The 22,518-nt window shown below is 71.8% G+C and carries 22 protein-coding genes; 10 read left to right on the top strand and 12 right to left on the bottom strand.

All coding sequences use genetic code 11. The features are described from left to right. The first annotated feature begins 172 nt into the window (after positions 1-172). The gene (locus IE263_RS01280; RefSeq protein ID WP_189931259.1) at positions 173-2,632 is read left to right on the top strand and encodes a SpoIIE family protein phosphatase; all 2,460 of its coding nucleotides are present in this window, start codon (positions 173-175) and stop codon (positions 2,630-2,632) included. 72 nt (positions 2,633-2,704) lie between these two features. Here the strand turns inward: IE263_RS01280 and IE263_RS01275 are convergent, their stop codons facing one another. The 7 genes from IE263_RS01275 to IE263_RS01245 form a co-directional block, all read right to left on the bottom strand. Further along, positions 2,705-3,055: a helix-turn-helix domain-containing protein gene (locus IE263_RS01275; protein WP_189931257.1), complete on the bottom strand. Its 351-nt coding sequence runs from the start codon at positions 3,053-3,055 to the stop codon at positions 2,705-2,707. A gap of 107 nt (positions 3,056-3,162) precedes the next feature. Beyond that, complete coding sequence (locus tag IE263_RS01270; RefSeq protein WP_189931255.1) at positions 3,163-3,486, bottom strand: SCO5918 family protein; 324 nt, start codon at positions 3,484-3,486, stop codon at positions 3,163-3,165. A 6-nt stretch (positions 3,487-3,492) separates the two neighbouring features. Further along, entirely contained in the window at positions 3,493-3,807 is a 315-nt protein-coding gene (locus IE263_RS01265; RefSeq protein ID WP_189931253.1) for a CBS domain-containing protein, read from the bottom strand. After that, positions 3,808-5,334: a DEAD/DEAH box helicase gene (locus IE263_RS01260; protein ID WP_189931251.1), complete on the bottom strand. Its 1,527-nt coding sequence runs from the start codon at positions 5,332-5,334 to the stop codon at positions 3,808-3,810. Between the two features lie 190 nt (positions 5,335-5,524). After that, positions 5,525-5,731: a cold-shock protein gene (locus tag IE263_RS01255; protein ID WP_189931249.1), complete on the bottom strand. Its 207-nt coding sequence runs from the start codon at positions 5,729-5,731 to the stop codon at positions 5,525-5,527. A 248-nt stretch (positions 5,732-5,979) separates the two neighbouring features. Beyond that, a complete protein-coding gene (locus tag IE263_RS01250) occupies positions 5,980-6,483 on the bottom strand; it encodes a DUF5994 family protein (protein ID WP_189931246.1) in 504 nt (167 codons plus the stop codon). A gap of 153 nt (positions 6,484-6,636) precedes the next feature. Further along, on the bottom strand, positions 6,637-6,957 hold the full coding sequence (locus tag IE263_RS01245) for a hypothetical protein (RefSeq protein WP_229910739.1): 321 nt from the start codon (positions 6,955-6,957) through the stop codon (positions 6,637-6,639). A 273-nt stretch (positions 6,958-7,230) separates the two neighbouring features. On the opposite strand from IE263_RS01245, the gene IE263_RS01240 reads away from it, so the two are divergent. Together IE263_RS01240 and IE263_RS01235 are read left to right on the top strand one after the other, a co-directional pair. Further along, entirely contained in the window at positions 7,231-7,929 is a 699-nt protein-coding gene (locus IE263_RS01240) for a hypothetical protein (protein ID WP_189931244.1), read from the top strand. A gap of 92 nt (positions 7,930-8,021) precedes the next feature. Next, positions 8,022-9,140: a YihY/virulence factor BrkB family protein gene (locus IE263_RS01235; protein WP_189931242.1), complete on the top strand. Its 1,119-nt coding sequence runs from the start codon at positions 8,022-8,024 to the stop codon at positions 9,138-9,140. On the opposite strand, the gene IE263_RS01230 is transcribed toward IE263_RS01235, so the two are convergent. Both IE263_RS01230 and IE263_RS01225 read right to left on the bottom strand, forming a co-directional pair. Then, a complete protein-coding gene (locus IE263_RS01230) occupies positions 9,131-10,042 on the bottom strand; it encodes a pectate lyase (RefSeq protein ID WP_189931983.1) in 912 nt (303 codons plus the stop codon). The genes IE263_RS01235 and IE263_RS01230 overlap by 10 nt on opposite strands. 219 nt (positions 10,043-10,261) lie before the next feature. Beyond that, positions 10,262-12,265 (bottom strand): glycoside hydrolase family 97 protein, encoded by a 2,004-nt coding sequence (locus IE263_RS01225; RefSeq protein ID WP_189931240.1) that lies wholly within the window; start codon positions 12,263-12,265, stop codon positions 10,262-10,264. A gap of 245 nt (positions 12,266-12,510) precedes the next feature. Here IE263_RS01225 and IE263_RS01220 point away from each other — a divergent pair, with 245 nt between their 5' ends. The 3 genes from IE263_RS01220 (at position 12,511) to IE263_RS01210 (ending at position 14,602) form a co-directional block, all read left to right on the top strand. Continuing rightward, positions 12,511-13,287: an Fpg/Nei family DNA glycosylase gene (locus tag IE263_RS01220; protein WP_189931238.1), complete on the top strand. Its 777-nt coding sequence runs from the start codon at positions 12,511-12,513 to the stop codon at positions 13,285-13,287. Between the two features lie 362 nt (positions 13,288-13,649). After that, positions 13,650-13,796: a hypothetical protein gene (locus tag IE263_RS01215; protein WP_189931236.1), complete on the top strand. Its 147-nt coding sequence runs from the start codon at positions 13,650-13,652 to the stop codon at positions 13,794-13,796. A gap of 14 nt (positions 13,797-13,810) precedes the next feature. Then, a complete protein-coding gene (locus IE263_RS01210; protein ID WP_189931233.1) occupies positions 13,811-14,602 on the top strand; it encodes a DUF2637 domain-containing protein in 792 nt (263 codons plus the stop codon). A gap of 140 nt (positions 14,603-14,742) precedes the next feature. Here the strand turns inward: IE263_RS01210 and IE263_RS01205 are convergent, their stop codons facing one another. After that, positions 14,743-16,374: a glycosyltransferase family 39 protein gene (locus tag IE263_RS01205; RefSeq protein WP_189931232.1), complete on the bottom strand. Its 1,632-nt coding sequence runs from the start codon at positions 16,372-16,374 to the stop codon at positions 14,743-14,745. Between the two features lie 58 nt (positions 16,375-16,432). On the opposite strand from IE263_RS01205, the gene IE263_RS01200 reads away from it, so the two are divergent. From IE263_RS01200 to IE263_RS01185, 4 genes are all read left to right on the top strand, one after another. Beyond that, the gene (locus IE263_RS01200; RefSeq protein ID WP_189931231.1) at positions 16,433-16,876 is read left to right on the top strand and encodes a GntR family transcriptional regulator; all 444 of its coding nucleotides are present in this window, start codon (positions 16,433-16,435) and stop codon (positions 16,874-16,876) included. Beyond that, positions 16,873-17,784 (top strand): ABC transporter ATP-binding protein, encoded by a 912-nt coding sequence (locus IE263_RS01195; RefSeq protein WP_189931230.1) that lies wholly within the window; start codon positions 16,873-16,875, stop codon positions 17,782-17,784. Before IE263_RS01200 ends, IE263_RS01195 begins: the two co-directional genes overlap by 4 nt. Then, positions 17,781-18,737, top strand: a complete 957-nt coding sequence (locus IE263_RS01190) for an ABC-2 membrane transporter-related protein (protein WP_189931229.1) — start codon at positions 17,781-17,783, stop codon at positions 18,735-18,737. The genes IE263_RS01195 and IE263_RS01190 overlap by 4 nt, the downstream gene beginning before the upstream one ends. A 111-nt stretch (positions 18,738-18,848) precedes the next feature. Continuing rightward, on the top strand, positions 18,849-19,691 hold the full coding sequence (locus IE263_RS01185; RefSeq protein ID WP_189931228.1) for a class I SAM-dependent methyltransferase: 843 nt from the start codon (positions 18,849-18,851) through the stop codon (positions 19,689-19,691). On the opposite strand, the gene IE263_RS01180 is transcribed toward IE263_RS01185, so the two are convergent. Both IE263_RS01180 and IE263_RS01175 read right to left on the bottom strand, forming a co-directional pair. Continuing rightward, positions 19,650-20,567, bottom strand: coding sequence for an SCO2400 family protein (locus IE263_RS01180; RefSeq protein WP_189931227.1), 918 nt, complete (start codon positions 20,565-20,567; stop codon positions 19,650-19,652). The two genes, IE263_RS01185 and IE263_RS01180, sit on opposite strands and share 42 nt — an antisense overlap. Before the next feature lie 260 nt (positions 20,568-20,827). Continuing rightward, the gene (locus tag IE263_RS01175) at positions 20,828-22,417 is read right to left on the bottom strand and encodes a S8 family serine peptidase (protein ID WP_229910738.1); all 1,590 of its coding nucleotides are present in this window, start codon (positions 22,415-22,417) and stop codon (positions 20,828-20,830) included. Between the last annotated feature and the right edge of the window lie 101 nt (positions 22,418-22,518).

The raw sequence follows: 22,518 nt of genomic DNA, 5'->3' as shown, positions 1-22,518 counted from the left end.
CTCAGCATCGGCGGGGCCGGGGCGCGGCGCAGGTGGCACTGGGCTGATCGGTGAACTACGTGATCACCCCAAAAGGAGTAAGACTGGACTGGAAGTGAAGAAATCAGGCACGCCTCAACACCCCAGGCACGCCAACGCAGCGGACAGCTCTACGAGAGCGAGATGAGCGGCGATGGACCGGCGAATCGGCGAAGAGCAGACAGCGGTCCAGGGCCCGAGCTCCGCCCGGGACGTCGTCGGTGAGGCGCTCACCGCGCGCGCCAGCGTCGACGAACACGGCACCGTGACCGGATGGAACGACGGCGCCGAACACCTGCTGGGACACACGGCGGCGCAGATCCTGGGCCGGCCGGCGGCCACCCTGCTCGCCGAGGAGCCCGCGGCAGCGGACCTCCCGCCCTTCGCCCAGCTGCCGAGGTGGCACGGAACGCTCGCCCTCAGGCATCGGGACGGCCATCGTGTCGAGGCCCGTGTGCTGGCCCACCACCGGACGCCGGAGCACGGCGCCGGTGCGTGGCTGGTGCTCTCCCCGCTGACCGGGCGGGAGGGCCGCCCGGCCGACGAGAGCCTGGTGAGCTGGAGCTTCGCCCAGTCCCCGAGCTGTGCGCTGGCGCTGTACGACACCGGGCTGCGGCTGCGGCGGGCCAACGCGGCCATGGAGCGGTCCGTGGCCCTCACCGAGGCCGAGATGCGCGGGCTGCGCGTGCCGGAGATCGTGGACAACGAGGCGGGTGAACTGGCGGAGCAGGACATGCTCCGGGCGCTGGAGACCGGTGAGCCGCAGTACCGCGAGAACTTCCTGCGCGCCGCCGGTGAGAACCGTGAGCACGCCTGGTCGGTCTTCCTGGCACCGCTGCGGGACTCCGGCGGCCGCACCCACGGCGTCTGTCTCACCGCCCACGACATCACGGAGCAGCACTGGGCCCGCGGGCGCCTGCAGCTGATCGCCGAGGCCGGCCGGCGGATCGGCAGCACCCTCGACGTGACGCGTACGGCGCAGGACCTGGCGGACGTGGCCGTACCGGCGCTCGCCGACTTCATCAGCGTCGACCTGCTGACCTCGTTCGAGGACGGCCAGGAGGAGCCCGCGGCCGGCGGATCCCTGATGCTGCGGCGCGTCGCCCACCAGTCCGTGCTGCCCGGGGTGCCCGAGGCGGTCCTCGCCCTGGGCGAGGTGGACGAGTACCCGGAGGGCTCCCCGCCGTTCGAGGCCCTCCGCTCGGGACGCGCCGTGCGCCGGCAGGTGACCGACTCCGCGATCGCCGACTGGGTGGCCGACGATCCGCTGCGGACCGCCCGCATCCGTGACTTCGGCTTCCACTCCGTGATGGCCGTTCCTCTGTCCGCACGCGGCACCACCCTCGGCGTCGCCGTCTTCGCCCGGCACCGGCACCCCGACCCGTTCCAGCAGGACGACCTGGTCCTGGCCGAGGAACTGGCCGCCCGGGCGGCCGTCTGCATCGACAACGCCCGCCGCTACACCCGCGAGCGCGGCACGGCGGTCACCCTGCAGCGCAGCCTGCTGCCGCAGCGGCTGCCCGAGCAGGCCGCCGTGGAGGTCGCCTCCCGCTACCTCCCGGCCGGCGCCCGGGCGGGGGTGGGCGGCGACTGGTTCGACGTGATCCCGCTGTCCGGGGCCAGGGTGGCGCTGGTCGTCGGCGACGTCGTCGGCCACGGCATCCACGCCTCCGCGGCCATGGGACGCCTGCGTACGGCCGTCCGCACCCTCGCCGACATCGACCTTCCCCCCGACGAACTGCTCACCCACCTCGACGACCTGGTGGGCCGCCTGGCTACCGAGGCGGAGGGCCCGGACCGGCACCCCGGCGACGGGGAATCCGCGGGCGATGTCGGAGCCACCTGCCTCTACGCCGTGTACGACCCCGTCTCCCGCCACTGCGCCCTCGCCCGCGCCGGCCATCCCCTCCCGGTGGTGGTGAGCCCGGACGGAACCACCGTCGACCTCCTTCCCCTCCCGGCGGGACCCCCGCTGGGCCTGGGCGGTCTCCCCTTCGAGGCGGCCGAGATCGAGCTGCCCGAGGGCAGCCTGCTCGCCCTCTACACCGACGGCCTGATCGAATCCCGCGACAACGACGTCGACGCCGGCGTCTCCCGCCTGTGCCGGGCCCTCACCACCCCCGCGGCCTCCCTGGACGTCCTCTGCGACACGGTCCTCGGCGCCGTCCTCCCGCACCGCCCCGCCGACGACGTGGCCCTCCTCCTCGCCCGCACCCGGGCCCTGGACGCCTCTCGGGTCGCCACCTGGGACGTCGCCCCCGACCCCGCCGCCGTCGCCGACACCCGCAAGAACGTCGCCGACCGCCTGGAGACCTGGGGCCTGACCGACACCGCGTTCGTCACGGAGCTGATCGTCAGCGAACTGGTCACCAACGCCATCCGGCACGCCGCCCCACCGGTCCAACTCCGCCTCATCCACGACAGAACCCTCATCTGCGAGGTTTCCGACGCCAGCAACACCGCTCCCCACATGCGCCGCGCCCGCATCTACGACGAGGGCGGCCGCGGCCTGCTCCTCGTCGCCCAACTGAGCCTGCGATGGGGGACACGGCCCACGACCACGGGGAAGACGATCTGGGCGGAACAGGAGGTGCTGTCGGGGGAGCCGTGGTGAGCCGACGGCAGGGTGACCCGGATCGGAACGGCCCCGCACGCCCCGTACGGCACGCAGGCCCGTGCCCGGCGATCAGCTGGAACCGGGAGAGGAGCCGTCGGCCGCTTCCTCGGCGGCGCGGCGGTATTCGGCGTTGATGCGCTGGGCCTCCTCGAGCTGGTCCTCGAGGATGACGATGCGGCAGGCGGCTTCGATCGGGGTGCCCTGGTCGACTAGTTCGCGGGCGCGAGCGGCGATCCGCAGCTGGTAGCGGGAGTACCGGCGGTGGCCGCCCTCCGAACGCAGCGGGGTGATCAGGCGGGCCTCACCGATGGCGCGGAGGAAGCCGGGTGTGGTGCCGAGCATCTCCGCCGCCCGGCCCATGGTGTACGCGGGGTAGTCGTCGTCGTCCAGTCGACCGTTGAGCGGACTGTCTGCTGTCATGTCACCTCGTTGCGCGGCGCGTCGAGGGGCCCCGATTCGGTCCTGCACCAGGGCCCCACCGGAAATTCAACACCATCGCGTCGGTGACGGCGGTTTCCCGCCCGTCCTCACACCCCGGGGAAGGGCCGCGCGTCGGTCCTGCCGAGCAGGTCCGATGCCGTCTGGAGGGGAGTGAGGACACCCGCGGGCGGGGGCTCGGGGTGGCTGTGGCAGGTGAATCCGAGCCGGGTCATGGCCCGGACGACCTCGCCGCTGCTGAAGTCACGGCGGTCCTGCCGGGTGATGACCTCGCCCACCTGCTTCACGGGGTAGCGGCGGCGGCCGATGGTCACGGACTCACCCGTGATGAGCTCGGGCGTGACGCCCTTCATGGAGGCCAGCACGCCCTCCTTGGTCAGATCGAACGGGTACCGGGCGATGACGCAGCGCATGGTGCCTCACAGAGAGCGAAGGGGAACGGATGGCGCCGGGGCGGGCGCCGGACGGGGGGACGGGAGCGCTCCGCCGGGGACGTCCCGCAGACGGATGCGGTCCGTGTACGTGGAGCTGTCGCGGAGGACGGTCAGCCGGGCCCGCGTGACCAGACCCGTGCACTGGTCGTCCCCGTCGCAGAGGAGCAGGTGGTCGACCCGGGCGCCCGCCATGACGGACAGGGCCACCTCGACGGTCATGTCGTCACTGACCCGCGGCGCGGACGGCTCGGTGTCGTCGCCCACGGGCACGGGGGCGGGATCCGCCGGGAGTCGCCGCATCTAGACCGCCGGACCGAGAGTGGACCGCCGCTGTGTCCCACGGCGCGGCGCCGTGCCGGCGGACCGGCCCTGAGCGGTGCGGTTCTGAGCGGTGCGGTTCTGGGCGGATTTGCCCTGCCCGGACCGGCCCCGGCGGCCACCGGACGACGCCGAGGACGCGGCCCGGCGCGGACGTTCTGCGACCGGCGCCGTGATGACGACGGGGACACCGGAAGGGGCCTGGGCGCCGGTGATGCGGCTCAGCTCCGCCTCACCCGACCGTACCGGGGTGATCCGCGCGGTGATGCCGGCCGCGGCCATCAGCCGGCTCATGCCGCGGCGCTGGTCGGGGGTCACGAGGGTGACGACCCTGCCGGACTCGCCGGCGCGGGCCGTACGACCGCCGCGGTGCAGGTAGTCCTTGGGGTCGCTGGGCGGATCCACGTTGACGACGAGGTCGAGGTTGTCGACGTGGATCCCGCGCGCGGCGACATTGGTCGCCACCAGCGCCGTCACCTGCCCGTTCTTGAACTGGGCAAGGGTGCGCGTGCGCTGCGGCTGGGACTTGCCGCCGTGCAGGGCGGCGGCGCGGACGCCGCTGCTGAGCAGGTGCCTGGTCAGCCGGTCCACCGCGTGCTTGGTGTCCAGGAACATGATCACGCGGCTGTCCCGCGCCGCGATCTCGGTGGTCGTCCGGTGCTTGTCGGCCTCGTGCACGTGGAGGACGTGGTGCTCCATGGTGGTGACCGCAGCCGCCACCGGGTCGACGGAGTGGACCACCGGGTCGGTCAGGTAGCGGCGGACCAGCCGGTCGACGTTGCGGTCCAGGGTGGCCGAGAAGAGCATCCGCTGTCCCTCGGGGCGCACCTGGTCGAGCAGGGCGGTGACCTGGGGCATGAAGCCCATGTCGGCCATCTGGTCGGCCTCGTCGAGGACGGTGACGTCGACCTCGTTCAGCCGGCAGTCGCCCCGGTCGATGAGGTCCTTGAGCCGTCCCGGTGTCGCGACGACGACCTCCGCCCCGCCCCGCAGCGCACTTGCCTGGCGGCCGATCGACATTCCGCCGACCACGGTGGCCAGCCGCAGCTTCAGCGAACGGGCGTAGGGGGTGAGCGCGTCGGTGACCTGCTGGGCGAGCTCGCGGGTGGGCACGAGGACGAGGGCCAGCGGCTGCCGTGGTTCGGCGCGGCGGCCCGCCGTACGGGTCAGCACGGCGAGACCGAACGCGAGGGTCTTGCCCGAGCCGGTGCGGCCCCGGCCGAGTACGTCACGGCCGGCCAGGGAGTTCGGCAGGGTCGCCCCCTGGATCGGGAACGGGACGGTCACACCCTCGTGGCCGAGCGCGGCCAGCAACGGCGCCGGCAGGGCGAGATCGGCGAACGACTCGACGGCGGGCAGTGCGGGCGTGACCGTCTTCGGCAGCGTGAACTCGCCCTGGGGCGCGGCCTGTCGACGTCCGGTGCCCTGGGCACGGCGCGGAGCGCCGGAGCGGTCGGCGGCCGGGCCTCCGGAGCGTTTGGAACGGCGAGTGGTGCGTGCACGGTTCATACGGAACCTTCCTTGATGCGGCGCGTATCAAGGAATTCCCGGAGCGGAGTGAGCAGCGCGGAGAATTGCGAGAACGAGCCGAGACGATGGAGTCGAAGCGCTCCCGTAAAGCGCCCTGAAAAACGCAGCGAGCTGGGGCCCGCACCCCAAGGTGCGGGCCCCAGCTGCGGAGTACGCGTCAGCGCTTGTGTCAGGCGGGAACGATGTTCTCCGCCGTCGGGCCCTTCTGGCCCTGAGCGATGTCGAAGGAGACCTTCTGGCCTTCCTGCAGCTCACGGAAGCCCTGCGTGGCGATGTTCGAGTAGTGGGCGAAGACGTCGGGGCCGCCGCCGTCCTGCGCGATGAAGCCGAAGCCCTTTTCCGCGTTGAACCACTTCACGGTGCCAGTGGTAGCCATTTTTTTCTCCTTCGGGAAGACGGTTCGGAGTCGCCGTGTGCGGACTCCGGTCGCCGTAATGATCACCCCGTCGGAAAAACCTTCTGGGAACCACAACTGCAACTGATATCGACAGTAGCACGGCGCGATCGGCCGTGCGCGGTGAATAATTTCACTTGGCCTGTCGACCGAGGAAATACTCATCGCGCCCCGCGGTAAATTCTCACCTCGCCACGACAGATATTGCTCCGCCACCGTGACCTCCCGTCCTACGGCGCGACGGGCCCACGCCCTGAGGGCCCGAGAGGCTCGGCGCCGGTGTCGAGAAGGATCCGCCCGGCCTCCTTGATGTTGTCGGCACGGACCGCCTCCGCCATCGCGGCCCACGCCGCGCGGGGTGGGCTGTCCGGCGGTACGACCAGCAGGGAGAAGAGGTCCTGATCGCCTCGCGTGATCAGGACGGTGTCGTCGCCCACGGACGAGGCGTCGATGTGCACGACGCGGCCGTCGATGACCAGACGCGTCGGGAGCCCGTCCCAGGCGGCGGAGTCCAGGCCGACGCGGGTGACCGGGCCGAGGTGTTCGGCCAGCGCGGTGATCAGCCCGGGCAGCTCGGTGGTGACGTCGCGGGAGCGTGGCCACCACGCGCCGTCGAGGACTCCCCGGCGGTCGTGTGTCGTCTCCAGCCGCACGAGGGCCGTCCCGGGGCGTACGGACTCGTGGATGCCGTCCGGCAGGAAGCCTGCCGTCGGTGGGGGATCGGTGCGGGGCATCGTGCCTCACCTGCCTGTACGGTTCCGGCAGCCGGCTCAGGAGCGGCGGCGAGGTCGGAGGGTTGTCGGCGCGAGGGGCTCACGGAGGACCGAAGAGGGCCTCCGGTGGCCTTCTTGTCCCACGCTACTCCTGGCGCTCGCGGTTGCCGTCCGTCAGCCGGGCTCGTCGGTGTGCGCGCGCCGGGCCTGGGAACGGCTGCTGTCCAGCCAGGTCCCGGGGTCGGACGGCATGTCCGGTCCGTGGCCGGTGTCGACCGTCAGGTGGAGCAGGGTGCCGCCGCCGTCCGGGCCCGTGGGGTAGCTGCGCGGTTCGTCGCAGCGGAACACCTGGCGCAGGGCGAGAGCGACCTGCCGGGCGACGTCGGGGTCAGCCGCGATGATGCGTACCTCGGCGAGTCCCTCGCCCTCGGGCGGGGCGTCCCGAACCTCGGGGCCGCTGTCGACGCCCTCGGGTCGGCCGGACCTTGCGTGCATGGACGTCACCGTTCTCCTCCGCCACCGGCCCCCGGTACGTCCACCGTACCCCGGTGGGGTCCTGGTCGGACGGGAGCGCGGGGCCGGGGGAACGAGGGTGAGGGCGAGAACGACGGTGAGGAGGAGGGCGCTGAGGTCCCGGCCGGCGGTGCGGGGGCGGGAGTACGGTGAAAGAGCCGAGGGTTCTTCGTGCGTCCGCTTCCCCGCGGTGCCGTCCTCGGCGAACGACGACGCCGGGCCGGTACCCGCCGAGCCCGGGGCAGGACTCGCCCCATGACCGTGAATGTGCCCGTCCGGAGGCGCAGACAGGGACCGTCGCCCCTGGAAGGGGAGCGCATCCGCCGGCTGAGCCGGTCGCAGGTCGAGGACCTGCGGCGGGAACTCGGTGATCTGTACGCGGAGACCGCGGGAGGCGACCCGTCGGCGTGGAACCAGGACCGTGTCCGCTTCCTGCGCCGGCTCGCCGTCGACGTACGGCGACCGGGCTTCGCCCTGCTGGTGGCGGAGAGCGCCGTGCTCCAGGGGAGCGCGGGGGCCGAGAGCGCCGGGGCCGCGGAGATCCCCGGTCGCTGGGAGGTCGGGGTGCTGACGGGATGCGCCTACGGCTTCCCCGTGCGCGCCGACGGGCCCTGGTGGAGAGGTCTGGACGGATACCTTCCGCGGGATCTGCTCCGGCTCGCGGCCGCCGGGAGGCTCTTCGTGATCTCCGGGCTCGTCGTCCACTCCCAGGTGCGCACACAGGACCCGGGCCGCGAGTGGAACCTCGCCCGACGCCTGCAGAGGCGGCTGCTCGCCGACCGTACCGCCGGACTCACCGGCCGTCCCGCCGTGCTCGGCGTCACGCTGGTGGACCGCGGCGACACGGGAACCCTCCAGGCGCTGCGGTCCTGGGGCTGGCGCTCCGTCACGACGGACCCCGATGACCCGGCGCCGGCGTTGGGGCCGTGCCGGGCGCTGGTCTTCGGGCCCTGAGGGCTGAGCCGACCCTTCGACAGAACGCCCGGATTATCAAGATCTGTCGCATATGCGGGTATAGCTGAACCTCTGCCGGATACTCGTGCGGCATGACGCGGACCATGAGAAGGCATGGAAGACACGGCAGGCGCGGTGGGCGCGTCGTGGCCGGGCCGGAGGCCGAGGCCGCGCGGGCACCGGAGGCCGGGCCGGACGAACAGGTGGAGCGGCGGGCGCCGGACACTCCGACGGATCTGCCCAGGAGGTCCTGGGGAGCGGTGCTCAAAGGGACCCTGAAGGAGTTCAAGAAGGACGAGCTGACCGACCGGTCCGCGGCGCTGACGTACTACGCGATCCTGGCGCTGTTCCCGGCGCTGCTGGCGCTGGTGTCGGTGCTGGGGATCGTCGGCCGGTCGGCGACGCAGCAGGTGCTGGACCAGATCCAGAAGCTCGCGCCGGGCGCGGCGCGGGACGTGCTGAGTGACGCGGTGCGGCAGTTGCAGGGCACCTCCGGGCTCGGCTCGGTCATGGCGGTCGTCGGTCTGGTGCTCGCGGTGTGGTCGGCGTCCGGCTATGTCGCGGCGTTCATGAGGAGCGCGAACGCGGTCTACGACATCCCCGAGGGCCGTCCGGTGTGGAAGGTGCTGCCGGTCCGGGTCGCCGTGACCCTGGTGCTGCTGGTCATGGCCGTGATCATCTCGCTGATCGTCGTGTTCACCGGCGGCATCGCACGGGAGGCCGGCAACGCGCTCGGAGTCGGTGACGCGGGGCTGACGGTGTGGTCGATCGCGAAGTGGCCGGTGCTGGTGGTCCTGGTCACGATCATGATCGCGGTCCTGTACTGGGCGACCCCGAACGCGAGGGTCCGCGGCTTCCGCTGGATCACGCCGGGCAGTTTCCTGGCGCTGGTGATCTGGATGATCGCCTCCGCCGGATTCGCGTTCTACGTGGCGAACTTCGGCTCGTACAACAAGACCTACGGCACGCTCGCCGGCGTGATCGTCTTCCTGGTCTGGCTGTGGATCACGAACCTGGCGATCCTGCTCGGCCTGGAGTTCGACGCGGAGCTGGTCCGCCAGCGTGCCGTCGCGGGCGGTCACCCGGCCGATGCGGAGCCGTACGTCCAGCCGCGCGACACCCGGGGGTGGGACGAGGAGGACCGCCGACGCTTCGAACCGCCCGATCACAGGGGTGAGGGAGAGACCCCGCCGGCGTCGGCTCAGCGGTAGGTGACGGCGGAGGCGTTGTAGCGGCAGTTCGTGCCGTCCGGGCCGCTGCCCAGCGCGGTCGGCTCCGCGCCGCTGCTGTTGCCCTGGAAGCGCTCGCACACGGTGATGTCCCTGCCGCCGTCGCCCGAGATCGTCACCCCCGAGAGGGCGGCCGTGTCCCCGTAGTTGGCGTTGATTCCGACCAGGACCTTCCCGGGGCTGCTCGCCCGTACGTCGCTGATCACGACGTGGCGCGTGTACTGCGTGTCGCAGTTGCCGCACGAGCGGTACAGCTTGCCGAAGTCGGAGACCTGGAAGCCCCTGATGGTCAGCGTGCCGGCGCCGTTGTGCTGGAAGACCTTGTCGTCGGCCTTCCGCGCTCCACCGCCGTCGACCAGGTACGTGGCCCCGGCGGACCTGCCCTTGAACGTGGCGGCGTCCTCGCCCACGTCCTCCCACCACACGTTCCGCAGCGTGCAACTGCCCAGGCAGTGCACGCCGTCGGCGGCCGGCGCACCGAGGACGACGTTCTCCAGCACGGCGCCGTCGGCGAGTTCGAACAGCGGCCCCTGGTCCTCCCCCTGGCCGTCGGTGCCCAGCTCCCCGGAGCCGTGGAAGCGTTTCAGTCCGCCGTCGTAGCTGCCGGTGACCTCGATGGTCGAGCTCACCGGCCGGTCGGCGGTGGCGGTGGGCCACGCGCCGAACCGGGCGGTGCGGGTGACCGGGGCGGAGGACGGCGACGCCGTGGGGGTCCGCTTCGGCGCCGGCTTCTTCGTCGCGGACGCGGAGACCGAGGGCGAAGCCGACGCCGAGGGGGACGAGGAGGCGGACGCGGTGGGCGAGGGACGCGAGGCATACGTCCTGGGCGACGGGGACGCCCCGGCGACCGAGTCGGACCCCGACCCCGAGCCCGAGCCCGACACGAGGACGCCGGCGACGACCACGCCACCGGCCAGTACGGCGGCCGCCCCGGCGATCAGGACACGTCGGCGCCGGCCGGCCGTTCCGCCCCGCCGGTGGCGCGGGGCTGCTGCTCTCTTGCTCACGTCGTCCTCTTCATGGGGAGAACCGGGTTTCTCACCTGTCGCCACCGGACGTACGAAGGTTGCCGTGGGCGCGGAACGGGTTTCCGCGCCCCGCGCTCAGGAGACGTCCGGCTCCAGGACGATCGCCTGGCCACCCGCGCCGGCCATGGTCACGCTCAGAGTGGTGGCCGAGGTGACGGTCCGGGTGCTGACCACGACCGGGGTGCGGTACGGGCTGCTGCCCGGGGCGCCGTCGGCGTAGACGGTCGCCGTGTAGGACGTCTCGCCGTCCAGGAACGACAGCGGGATCGACAACGTCCGGGCCGTCTCGTTGGTCATCGCCCCGAGGTACCAGGTGGAGCCGCGCCTGCGGGCGACCGCCACGTACTCGCCGATCGATCCGGCCAGGGTCCTGCTCTCGTCCCAGGTCGTGGGGACGGCGTTGAACCAGGGCAGGCCCGGCCAGCTCGCGGGGTTGGCGTACTTGGAGGGCTTGTCGTACCAGAACAGGAAGTTGAGCGGCTGGTAGTACACGGCGGCCATCGCCATCTGGTGGGCGTTGGTCGTCTTGTTGCGCGACTGGCCGTAGCAGATGGTGTAGTCGAGCGGGCCGCCGATGTTGCGGGCGAAGGGCAGGGTGACGTTGTGGGTGGCGGTGGGGAACTGCTCGTTGCCCCGGACGCCTTCCAGGCTGACGTAGTTCGGGTATGTGCGCTCGTAGCCGAACGGCCGGACGTCGTCGTGCATGTCGATCAGCAGCCGGTACTCGGCGGCCGTCCGGGCCCAGTCGGTGATCTGGTTGGTCATCGCCTGGGTGCCGTCGTTGATGAAGCCGAGCTTGATGCCCTGGACGCCCCAGCTCTTGTAGAGGCCGAAGAGCGAGTCCGCGTCGGTCAGCGCGAGCCGGTTGACGTAGAGGAAGACGCCGATGCCCTTGCCGGTGGCGTACGAGATGACGGACGGCAGGTCGATGGCGGCGATCGGCTTCGTCGCGTCGACGGTGCTGAACTCGGGTCCGTACCAGCCGGCGTCGTACTCGATGTAGTCGATGCCGCGGGCCACGGCGAAGTCGACGCCCGCGAGGCCGGCGGCGGTGGACAGCTCGCAGCGGAAGACCTTGCCCGGCTTGATCCACGAGGTGTCGGTCAGGGCGTTCGCCGGGGCCAGATTGAGCACCAGCTCGGCGTTGTCGACCAGTTCGGCGTGCGTGGACCCGATCACCACCGCGCGCCAGGGCGTGGCGAACGGGGTGGTGACCGTGGTGGTCGTCTCGACCGGGCCGCTGCCGCGGGCAGTGTGCTCCATGAGGAAGGCCGAGAGAGTGTTGGGCTGCCCCGGGACCGAACTGAGCATCAGGCGGGGGAAGTTCAGCCGGGAGGACTCGCAGACGCAGGCGATGAGCCCGCCTGAGAGATCGGCGGTCAGCGGCAGGTCGGTCAGCGGGCCCTGGTCGGTGCTCGACGTGCCGGTGACCGGGATCGAGCCGGGGGCGACGGGGTTGTAGGCGTCCTCGTCGCGGGCGCTGTGGACGGTGGTGCCGTCGGGGAAGACGAACGTCGTCAGTTCGTCGGCGATGGTGGCGGTGTCCGTGCCGGGCAGGACGTAGCGGAGGGCTACGCCGGTCCGGTACGCGCGGATCCGGACGCCGAACCGGGTACCGGAGGCCGTGTCCCGCAGGTCCCAGCACTGCTCCTGGTAGTGGTCGGTGACCTTGGCGTTGCGCCCGTACACCGGCGACCAGGTGTCGTGGACGGTCCGGTGTCGGCTCCGGATCACCCTCACCTCGCTGCCGAGGACGGTTCCGTCGCTCAGCCTGAGTCCCAGGGCCGAAGTGTCGATCACCGTCCTGCCGTGGCGCTCGGCGGCCCACTGGAGCGCCCCGTTCACCACCGACATGGTGATGGACGTACCGCCCATGCGTGCGGTCGCACTGACCGTGCCGCCCGGGGCGCCCGTGCCGCCCGGGGCGTCCGCCGCGAGGGCGGCCCGCGGGGCGCCGAGCCCCAGTGCCGCCGTTCCGGCGGTGACGGCCGCGCCCCTGAGCATGCCCCGGCGGGACAGCATCTCCGAGCGGCCGCGTCTGTCCGTGGTGGGTTCTTCCTGGTCTCCTGCGGTTCTCATCGTGAAGGGACCTCTCCTTCGGGGGCGCGCAGAATTCTGGTAGTAACCGGTTACTGGCGTGGGGAAGGTACGCCCCGGGCAGGCGCCGGTCAAGGTCCCGCAACCGATTACGGCCATTCCGTCCGTGGTGCGGAACCCGTGCTGTGCCGTGATGCGCCGCGGTCCGCCCAGGAGCCACGATGTTCCGGGGGGCTGCGGCCCGCTCGCCGAGCGCGCGGACTTCGCGTGAGGAGAGGACGTACCCCATGCCTGAGCTGCCAGACGTCGAGGGATTCCGGAAGGTGCTCGAGTCCTGCGCGAAGGGCAGGATCATCCAGCGCGTCGAGGTGCGCGACGCGGGCGTCCTGCATGACGTGAGCCCGCGGCGGCTGCGGGACGCGCTGGAAGGCCGGCGCTTCACCGAGCCGGAGCGGCGCGGAAAGTGGCTGCTCGCTCGCACCGGCGGCCCCACCCTCATGCTGCACTTCGGCATGACCGGGCAGCTGGTCTGCGGCCGCCCCGACGACGCGGTCGAAGCCCACGACCGCGTCCTGTTCACCCTGGGCCGCGAGCGTCAGCTCCGCTACCGCGACCAGCGCAAGCTCCAGGGCCTCTGGCTGGCCGACGACGACTCCGAGGTCGCACGGCTGCTGGACCGCCAGGGCCCCGACGCGATGACGGTGGACCGCGAGGAGTTCGAGGCCGCGCTCTCTTCCCGGCGCGGCAGCGTCAAGACCGCCCTCACCGACCAGTCCGTCCTGGCCGGACTCGGCAATCTGCTGGCCGACGAGATCTTGTGGCGGGCGAGGCTGCGCCCCAGCAGCCGGACGAGCGACCTCACCGAGGCCGACCGCCGCCGCCTGTACACGGACATGCGCCGCACCCTGCGCTCCGCGGTCACCGCCGGCTGCGTCCCACCACGCGACTCCTGGCTCACCGGCCACCGCGACGACCCCACCCCGACCTGCCCGCGCTGCGGCAGCCTGCTGCGTCGGTCCCGTATGGCAGGCCGCGGCACGGTGTGGTGCCCGCGGTGCCAGTAGAACGGGTCCCCCGGCCATGGTCAGCCGGTTCGACGAGCGGCGCCTGACGGGATGACGGCGGACACAAAACTACTATTACTGAGGACACAAAACTACTATTACTGCGGGCGTACGACTCCGAGGCGCTGGTGACATTAATTAAAAACGCTCTCATCAGCGTTTTCCTGCGTCAGGGTCACTCATTTGCCGCGCATCCGGAGGAGAGCGAGCGGCGTTAGCGAGATATGACGAACGCAAGGCCCCATGGTTTGCCTCACCGCAGTGCGAGGACGGATAATCTGCCTGCGGCCGGTGATGTGACATTGGGGAAATGCAGTTACACGCCCGGTGCGGCGTACTCGGCTCTGGATCCCCGTGTCGCCTTGTACGGGGACGGTGCGCGGTTCGAACCCCAGGTCACCGAACCGCTGCTCCACGAGTTCCTCACGCTGCTGGAGGCCGTCCAGGACGAACTCAATCAGCGGTGGAACGGCCAGGGGAAGTCGGGCTGGCGCGCGGACCGCGCGTGACGGGGTGGATTTCCATGAATCACGACTATGCAGATCCCTCCTTTGCGCGGCGTGAATGGTATTCCGACGCGTTCCCCTACGGGTCGGGGACCGGCCGGCATGGCAGTCCTGCCGACTCCCTGCACTCGAAGTCCCCCTTGGTACCCCCCGAACCGGGTTGGGACCCGGTCGAGGAACTTGCCTATCTCCTGCAGGAGGCTGTGCCGGCGGAGCAGGCGTCCAACGCGCCGCCACCGCGCAGCGAGCCGGCATCCGGAGCCGACTTCGCCGACCCGATGGAGAACCTGGCGCAGATCACCGCTCAGTTGCCGCCCATCCGGCGTTCTGCCGCCGGGCACCGGAAGATTTCAGACCGGAAACCCCGGCTCAATTGGTTGCAGACCGGCAGTTTCGTCATCATCGCCTTCGTTGCCGTCATCGTGGCGATGGTCAGTGTGTTCGGCGGCATGGTGGCCTACGCGCCGCTGCAGAACATCACGTCCGGCACGAAGAGCGGGGGGATTCCCTGGTGGCCTCTGCTCGTGTACGGGCCCTGGATGGTGGCCTCTCTCTCCATCCTGCGTACCGCCTTGCACCAGCGCCGGGCTTTCCACTCGTGGTTCATCGTCCTGGTGTTTTCCTCCGTCGCGATGATGCTGTGCGTGGCTCAGGCCGAAAGGACGTTCACCGGTATCGCCGGAGCCGCTCTGCCGGCCCTCGCGTCCCTGGCGTGCTTCCAGCAACTCGTCCGACAGATCACCCTGACTCTGCCCCCGCGCCAGGGCACGCCCCGCCACCGGCAGCTGCGCCAACATCCGCACGCCTGAACGGAACACGCAGAGCGCTCGGCTGGGAAACCCCAGCCGAGCGCCTGTCCGAACTGCTCGCGGCTTGATCAATTCACCGCGTCGTGCGGGGCGGCGGCAGCATCCAGGTCGCCACCCGCATCGGCACACACGGTCCCCGTTCACACCGGAGCCAGCGTGATCACTGTCGCCGTCCCCAGTGCGCCGTCTGTGGGGATCGTGCGCACGGTGGTGTCGCGGCCGGCGATGAGGCGGGCCAGGGCGGTGTCGTCCGGTTGCAGGCGGCCGTGTTCGAAGAGGACCAGGGTGACGTGGGTTCCTGGGGGCGGTGTCATGCGGCGGTACTGGGCGTAGGTGACCGCGTCGCAGCCCGAGTACCAGCCCATCTCCGGTTCGTAGCCGGTGACCAGGAGGCAGGGGTCGTTCGTCGCGAGCCGCTCGGCGACCGGGACGGTGGAGCGGCTGAGGCGGTCGGGGCCGGGCATCGCTCCGTGGGCCACCACGTGGGCCGTGCCGATGGTGGTCAGGCCGGCCAGTCCCGCGACGGCGGCGAGCAGGCCCCTGTTCCTGCGCCCGGTCAGTTCCGCGAGGGCCTCGACCCCCAGGACGGTGAGCAGGATGACCGGGAGGTAGACGAACCGCGGTTCTCCGTCCGTCACCAGACCGAGGACGACGAGGACGAGGACGGACGTCGAGCCCAGGAACACACGGCGTGCGGCGCGCGTCCCACCGTCTCCGCCGCGCAGGGCGCGTACCGCCAGGAGCATCCCGCCGGTCATCACCACCGCTCCGAGGTCTCCGGCCAGGCGGTAGGGGAAGATCGCCAGGTAGTAGACGAGGCCGTCGCCCACGTAGGTGCGATTGGCCTGGGAACCGGCCCACAGGATCAGGCCGAGCGGCGATCCGGTGACCTGCGTGGCGTGGACGAAGTGCGGCAGCAGGCCGAGGGCGAGGACGGCCAGTGCGGCGGCGAGGCGGCGGCCCTGGGCGAGCCAGGCGCGCGGGCCGTAGGCGAACAGCGCGGCCAGCGCCGTCGCGAGGAGGTTGCCCGCGCTGCCGTAGCGCAGGTAGAAGGCGGCCACCGCCACGGCGGCCGCTACGGGCAGGGCGTACGAGCGCCGGACCTCCTGGGCGCGCGTGAGGAGGAAAACGACGATCAGCAGCAGGCCGGTCGTGCCGATGTCGTTGAGGAACTCAGGTACGCGGCGCAGGAACCCGAGGCCGGAGAGCAGGAGAAGGACGACCACGACGGCCCGGCGGGGCGTGGTCCAGTGGGCCGCGACGAGGTAGGTCGTGGTGAGGGTGAGGAGCGTGAGCAGCAGGGCCACCGCGCGCAGGCTGCCCACGTCGTCGTGGACGGCGAGCGCCAGGCGCCCCAGCGCGGGGAGACCGAGGGGGCGATAGGGGCCCCAGCCCGCGTCCGGGGTGCCGTCGGCCCAGGAGCGGGCCTTGTTCGCGTACACGGCCTCCTCGTGTCCCAGGTGCGGCTCGTGTTCCTGGAGCACGGCCCAGATTCCGGCCGTCAGCGCCAGCACGGTCACGAGGTACGCGGGGCCCGGTATGCGGCGCAGCGCGCGTGTCGCCCGGATCAGCGGCCGGGGTGGGTCCGCCTGCCGCCACCGGGCGCGCGCGAGCCACCAGGCCGGGGCCGCGCCCAGCAGGAAGGGCCAGGGCTGCCAGCCGGGCAGCAGGCCGCCCAGGCCGACGATCAACAGGAGCTGCTGGCCCACCGCGGCGAGGGTCAGGGCGACGGCGAACACGAGGGCCGCTCGGGTAGTGCTCCTGATTGACATTCCGGCGACGCCTCCACCATGCTTGTACTAATTCATTAATGGAAGCACACTGAAAACGGTGGAAGGTGACGTGGTCGAGTACCGGATCGACCGTGGCAGCGGCGTACCGGCCTACGTGCAGATCGTCGAGCAGACCGAACGGGCGCTCCGGATGGGCACGTTGAAGGTCGGGGACAAGCTGCCCACGGCCAAGGAGGTGGTGGCGGCGACCGCCATCAACCCCAACACCGTGCTCCGGGCCTACCGCGACATGGAGCAGGCCGGCCTGGTCGAACTGCGCCGCGGGCTGGGCACCTTCGTGACGCGGTCGCTCGCGCGGCCCGGCGCCGAGGACGACTCGCCGCTGCGCGCGGAACTCACCGACTGGACGGCACGCGCACGGGCGGCGGGTCTGGAACGGGCCGACATCCTGGCCCTGGTCACCGCCGCCCTGGACACCTACGACAACGAGCGACACAGCAACACCCCGGGCGACCGGGAGCGGAAAGAGGAGGACGCATGACCGGGCCTGACGCGCCGGCCGCGCTGCGCGCCACGGGACTCGGATTCCGGTACCGGGCGCGGGGCGGCTGGGCCCTGCGGGACTGCGGGTTCACCGTGCCCAGCGGCCGCATCACCGCTCTCGTCGGACGCAACGGCGCCGGCAAGAGCACCCTGTTGCACCTGGCCGGTGGCCTGCTGCGCGCCGGCACCGGGGAGTTGCGCGTACTGGACGCCGTACCGGGCACACCCGAGGCCCGCGCCAGGGTCGCCCTGCTCACCCAGGACAAACCGCTCTATCCCCGCTTCACCGTGGCGGACACCCTGCGGATGGGCGAGAAACTGAACTCCGTGTGGGACCGGGCGGCCGCCGAGCGGACCGTCCGCGAGGGTGGCATCCCGCTTACCGCCCGCGTCGGCGAGCTGTCCCCCGGGCAGCGCACCCGCGTCGCGCTCGCCCTGGCGCTCGGCAAGCGGCCCGAACTGCTGCTGCTCGACGAGCCGATGGCCGACCTCGACCCCGTGGCACGAGGCGAGATCATGGCGACGCTGATGACCGAGGCCGCCGAGCGCGGCACGAGCATCGTGCTGTCCTCGCACGTCCTGCCCGAACTGGAGCAGACCTGCGACTGGGTGCTGGTGCTGCGGGACGGCCGCGTCGAGCTGAGCGAGGACGCCGACACCGTGCGCGAGAGCCACACCCTGGTGACCGGACACGCCGACCAGGCCGACGCCCTGGCCGGACCGCACACCGTCGTACAGCGCCGGGCCAGTGGCAGACAGGTGACCGCCCTGGTACGGCAGCGCGGACCGCTGCGCGGCGACTGGCACGTCCTGCGGCCCAGGCTGGAGGACGTCCTGATCGGCTACCTCCAGGCCGGCGACACGGTGCGCCCGGCCGACGCCGAGCGGACGGAGGCAGCGGCGTGAAAGGCTCCCTCTGGCTCGCCTGGCGTCAGCAGCGGGTGCTGGTCTGCGTCGGCGCGGCCGTACTGGCCCTCGCCGCGGCGATCGCCGCGTACTCCCGCTCGGGCATGCTGGACGCCCTGCGCAGCGGGCTGTTCGACCACTGCGACACCGGGCCGCTGTACTGCACGCAGTCCGACACCGGCCTGCCCCTGCTGCTGGACGTCGAGCCGCTGAAGTACCTCGGCGCGCTGAACATCGCCCTGCCCGTCATCATCGGCGTCTTCTGGGGCGCCCCCCTGCTGGGCCGCGACCGGGAACTGGGCACGCACCGCATGGTCCTCGCCCAGGGCGTGAGCCGCGGCCAGTGGTTCGCCTCCCGGACGGCGCTCGCCGCGGTGACCACGGTGGCCGTCTCCGGCGCGCTCGCAGGAGTGTTCGCATGGTGGTGGCGGCCGGCCGCGGACCGGAGCTACGGCCTGTTCTGGTACGAGAACACGGCCCTGAGCGGCTCGGGCCCGCGCGTCGTGGCCGCCGCCCTGTTCGGCCTGGCGGCCGGCACGCTGCTGGGTCTGCTGGCCCGCCGGGTCCTGGCCGCCATGGGCCTCACCCTCCTGGTGACCGGGGCGACGACCCTCCTGCTGGAGTGGACGCACAGGACCCGCCTGCTGGTCCCGCCGCATCTCTACACCAGCGCCGGCAGCACCCCCAAGCCGCCCATGGGCGAGAAGTGGTCGGCCAGCCACTACGGCCTGATCACTGCCTCCGGCCGCCGTGACGACGTGATGAACTGCCCCTTCCCCTCGGGCGCCGAGCTCAGGGAGTGCATGGACCGGCACGGCTACGTCGCCCGCTTCTACGAGGCCAACCCGGCCGGCGACTACTGGACCTTCCAGTGGACCGACACCGCCGTCCTCGGCGGCCTCGCCCTCCTGCTCACGGCCGCCACCCTCCTCCTGCTGCGCCGCCGCGTCTGACCGCGCCACCCCACCGCATCTGTCATCCCCTCACCGGGGCCGCCTGCGCCCGGTCCACCTTGCCATCGGCCCCCTTCTTCAGGGCCGCTCTCGTACGGAGGTCGCTTCACCATGCCCGCTGACGCCAGGTCACCGAAGAAACTGCGCAACAACCGCGCCGCCCTCACCCACAAGGTCGGCTACGCCCTGCGCCATCCCGGCCGCGTCGCCCCGTACCTCCGCCGCGCCGGGAGGGACGCCTGGCTTCGCCTGAAGCACCCCGACCACGTCGGCTACTACCGGGCCGTCATGGCCTCGGACACCCGCCGCAACCCGGAGGCCGCGGTCGGCAGTCAGACCCACGACCGCTGGCTGGCGCTCGGGCAGATGCAGTTCGACTACCTCGTCGAGCACGGGCTGCGCCCCGGACACCGCATGCTCGACATCGGCTGCGGCAACCTGCGCGGCGGCTGGCGCTTCATCGACCACCTCGACAGCGGCCACTACTACGGCATCGACATATCGCCCGACATCCTCATCGCCGCCAAGCAGACCCTCGCCGAGCGCCGCCTCCAGGAGAAGCTGCCGCACCTGACCATCACCGGCGACCTCACCCTGGACTTCCTGCCCAGCGACCACTTCGACGTCGTTCACGCGCACAGCGTCTTCTCCCACTCGCCGCTGGACGTCATCGAGGAGTGCCTCGCCCACGTCGGGCGCGTGCTGACCGACACCGGGTTCTTCGACTTCACCTTCGACCGCACCGAGGGCACCGAACACCAAGTGCTGCGCGAGGACTTCTACTACCGCACCGAGACCCTTCTGGCCCTGGCCCGCAAGCACGGCCTGCATGCCCGCTTCATGGAGGACTGGGAGGAACGCCCGCACGGCCAGTCGAAGATACGCGTCAGCCGCTCCCCCCTGGCCGTCACGTCAGCCGAGGCACAGCACGAGCAGGCAGACCTCCGACGGTGAGGTCGCGGCGGGCGCGGGGCTCGCCTGAGACGCTCCCGGGTCCGTGGTTCCCGGGCCCGTGGTTCCCGGGTTCGTGGCGTCGGTGGCGGTGGCCGCGGACCTCTGCGCAGCCGCCGAGTTCGCCGTGTGGCTGCCGTTGCCGCTGTCGGTGCCGTCGGACACCGTTCCGCCGGAGGAGCCGGCGGTGGACTGCGGCTGCGGGCCCGACACCGCCGCCGTACGAGGAGCGGCGGCGGCGTCCGGCTGGGCGTGTGACGGCGTGGTCGGGAGCGAGGCGTTCGCGTACTGCCGGCGCGGGGTGTCGGACGAGGGTGTCCGCGCGGGAGCCGTGGGCGAGGAGCGGTGCGTGTCGGGCTGTGTCGTCGTCGGGCGGGAGTCCTGCGCCGTCTGTTCCTCGACCGCGCTTCCGCCCGGGTCCTCCGGCGCCGTGGCCGCCTGGGTCCGGTCGCCGGACTGCCGGTCCATCGAGGCCAGGGTCAGACCGCCACCGACGAGTGCGACGGCGGTCGCGACCACGGCCCGGCGCTGGTTCTTCTTCCAGCGGGCGAGCTGGCGACGCCGTGCCGCCCGTCCCTGAGGCGCGGTCGGCGCATCGTCGAGATCGACGGACGGGTCGCTCGGCGGGGCCGTCTCCTCGCCGCCGAACCGGAGCGCCGCGGCGTCCGCTTCGTCACCGGGTCGGCCGTCCTGCCACGAGTCCCAGGCCGTGGACTTCGGCGCGGCGGCGGCCGCCGCACCCAGCACCACCGTGCTGACCGGGGCCGGGACGATACGGCCGTCGGCGGTGGCCGGGGCGATGTCCGGGGCGTAGGCGCCGCATCCGGGACACACCAGGGCGCCGTTGAGATGCCGGTGACACGAGGAGCAGTAGTCCATCTGCGTCTTCCTGAGTTGACATGCCGTCGACCCGCCAGGCCACGGCCCGGTCACGTTCGTACGTGGGATCGAGCGGCCTGTAACACTAACGACGCCTTCGAAAGGCTGAGTGCAGTCTGTGTGAGGCTCCTGCGGGGATTCTCGGGGCTTGTGCGGGGGCTGCGAGTCCGGCGGCAAGCCGAACGGCACCCGTCCCGTCGGGATGGGTGCCGTTCGTGACGTGCCGGGCCCCGCGTCCGCGGGACGATCCGCCGGCGGCCCTAACCGGCCATGGAGGGGGCATAAGGGGACAGGGCCGGAGCGAGCTGCACTCCGGGCGCCAGGCCGAGGGCGGTGAGGGCGTCGGGCAGGCCGTGTCCGAGGCGTGCCGCCTCCATGGTGCCCGGGGCGGCCAGCGGGCGGCAGCTGGCGGCGATGATCTCGAACAGGTGCCGCACCCGGCCGGGTCCGCGGGGGAGCAGCTGGCCGTGGAAGTCCTCGTGGTGGGCGAGGACGAGGGCCGCGAGACCGGTGACGTGGGCCGCGGCCGTGCCGGTGCCGTCGAGCGCCGCGTATCCGCCTTGCGGCGAGCACGACAGGACGGCCACGCCGGGGGCGGCCGCGTCGACTCCGGGGCCGTAGCAGCTGAACGGAGCGGCGAACAACCCTTCCGGTGTCAGCTGCGGGCCCACATGGGTGGCTTGGGAGGAGTCCGGGGGGAAGGACCCGAAGACTCCGATCGCCCCCACGGCGAACACGGTGGGCAGTGAACCCGGGAAGCAGATCGGTCCGCCCGAGTCGCCGGCCGGGGCGACGCAGGCGATGCCCACCGCGTTGGCGTCGGCCAGTTTGCGCGAGACCAGGGCCGACGGGTACGGCGTTGCCACGGAGATGTGTGCGACGTCGACCTCGCGTTCGATGCAGTGGTCCAGGGCGGCGATCAGGTCGCTGAAGCAGCCGTCGGGCAGCACCTGGCAGACCTCGATCTCGGCGTCGACCGCGGTGCCGATGACGCCCTTGCCGGTGTCCGCGCCGGCGATGACACCCGCCGCGTGGGTACCGGTGCCCACCGTGTCGTGGGCCCAGCCCTCCTCCGTGCCGCGGACGAGATCGACCCCGTTGCGCACCCGCTGCTTCAGATCGGGATGCTCGGCGGCGACACCCGAGCCGATGACCGCGACCTTGATCCCGAAGGCACGGAACGTGGGAGGCAGCCGGTCCAGCCGCATGGCCTGCTGGCCCCAGCCGTACTGCTGTCTCTCCTCCAGCCCCGGGTACAACTTGGCCAGCGGCGCGAGGGTGACGAGGTTCTCGTCGCTCACCGACAGGTCCGGACGATTGATCCAGCGGTCGGCGTAACCGCTCACGGGCCGGACGTACAGGGACTGAATGGAGCCCACGGTGTCCGTGGTCAGCGTGACGGTGACCGTCCCGTCGGCACCGGTGACGCCCTGGCCGGGCCACGACGACCCGAGCAGGAACACTCCGGCGCCGGCCAGCGGTTCCCCTTCCGGGCCGCAGACACGCAGCGAGACCTCCACGGGTTGCTCCAGCGGCATGACGAGCCCCGGATCGCGCAGCGGCAGGACCCCGGCGGCCGGCCCAGCGGCGATTCCCGCTGCGGACAGCGGCAGGTCCGGCTCGATGTGTACGTGCAGGGTCCGCATCGCCGGCAGTTGGGTGTCGGGTGCCTCGACGACCGCGATCTCCGGGCAGGAGAGGGGCAGCCCGGCCGACTGCAGCTTCTCCGACGGCCGGAGTCTGCGGGTCACGGTGACCTCGGGCATCCGGTCCAGCTGGTCACACACCGCGTCCATGCTGAGTTCGGGCACTCCGGGTGGGAGCAGATGCCGCGGCAGCGGTGTCACCATGTACCGCTCCCGGCGCGGCTGCACCGTGAGCGGTGACCGCGCGCCTTTCGTGCCCGGTGCCCTCTCTTTGTCCTCGGGGCCGGGGCCGCCGGCTCCCGCGC

The organism is Streptomyces aurantiogriseus (assembly GCF_014649375.1).
In the GTDB taxonomy this organism is placed as follows: Bacteria; Actinomycetota; Actinomycetes; order Streptomycetales; family Streptomycetaceae; genus Streptomyces; species Streptomyces aurantiogriseus.
The sequence above is the reverse complement of the archived record's forward strand: the minus strand, read 5'-3'. Positions and strand labels throughout refer to the sequence as shown.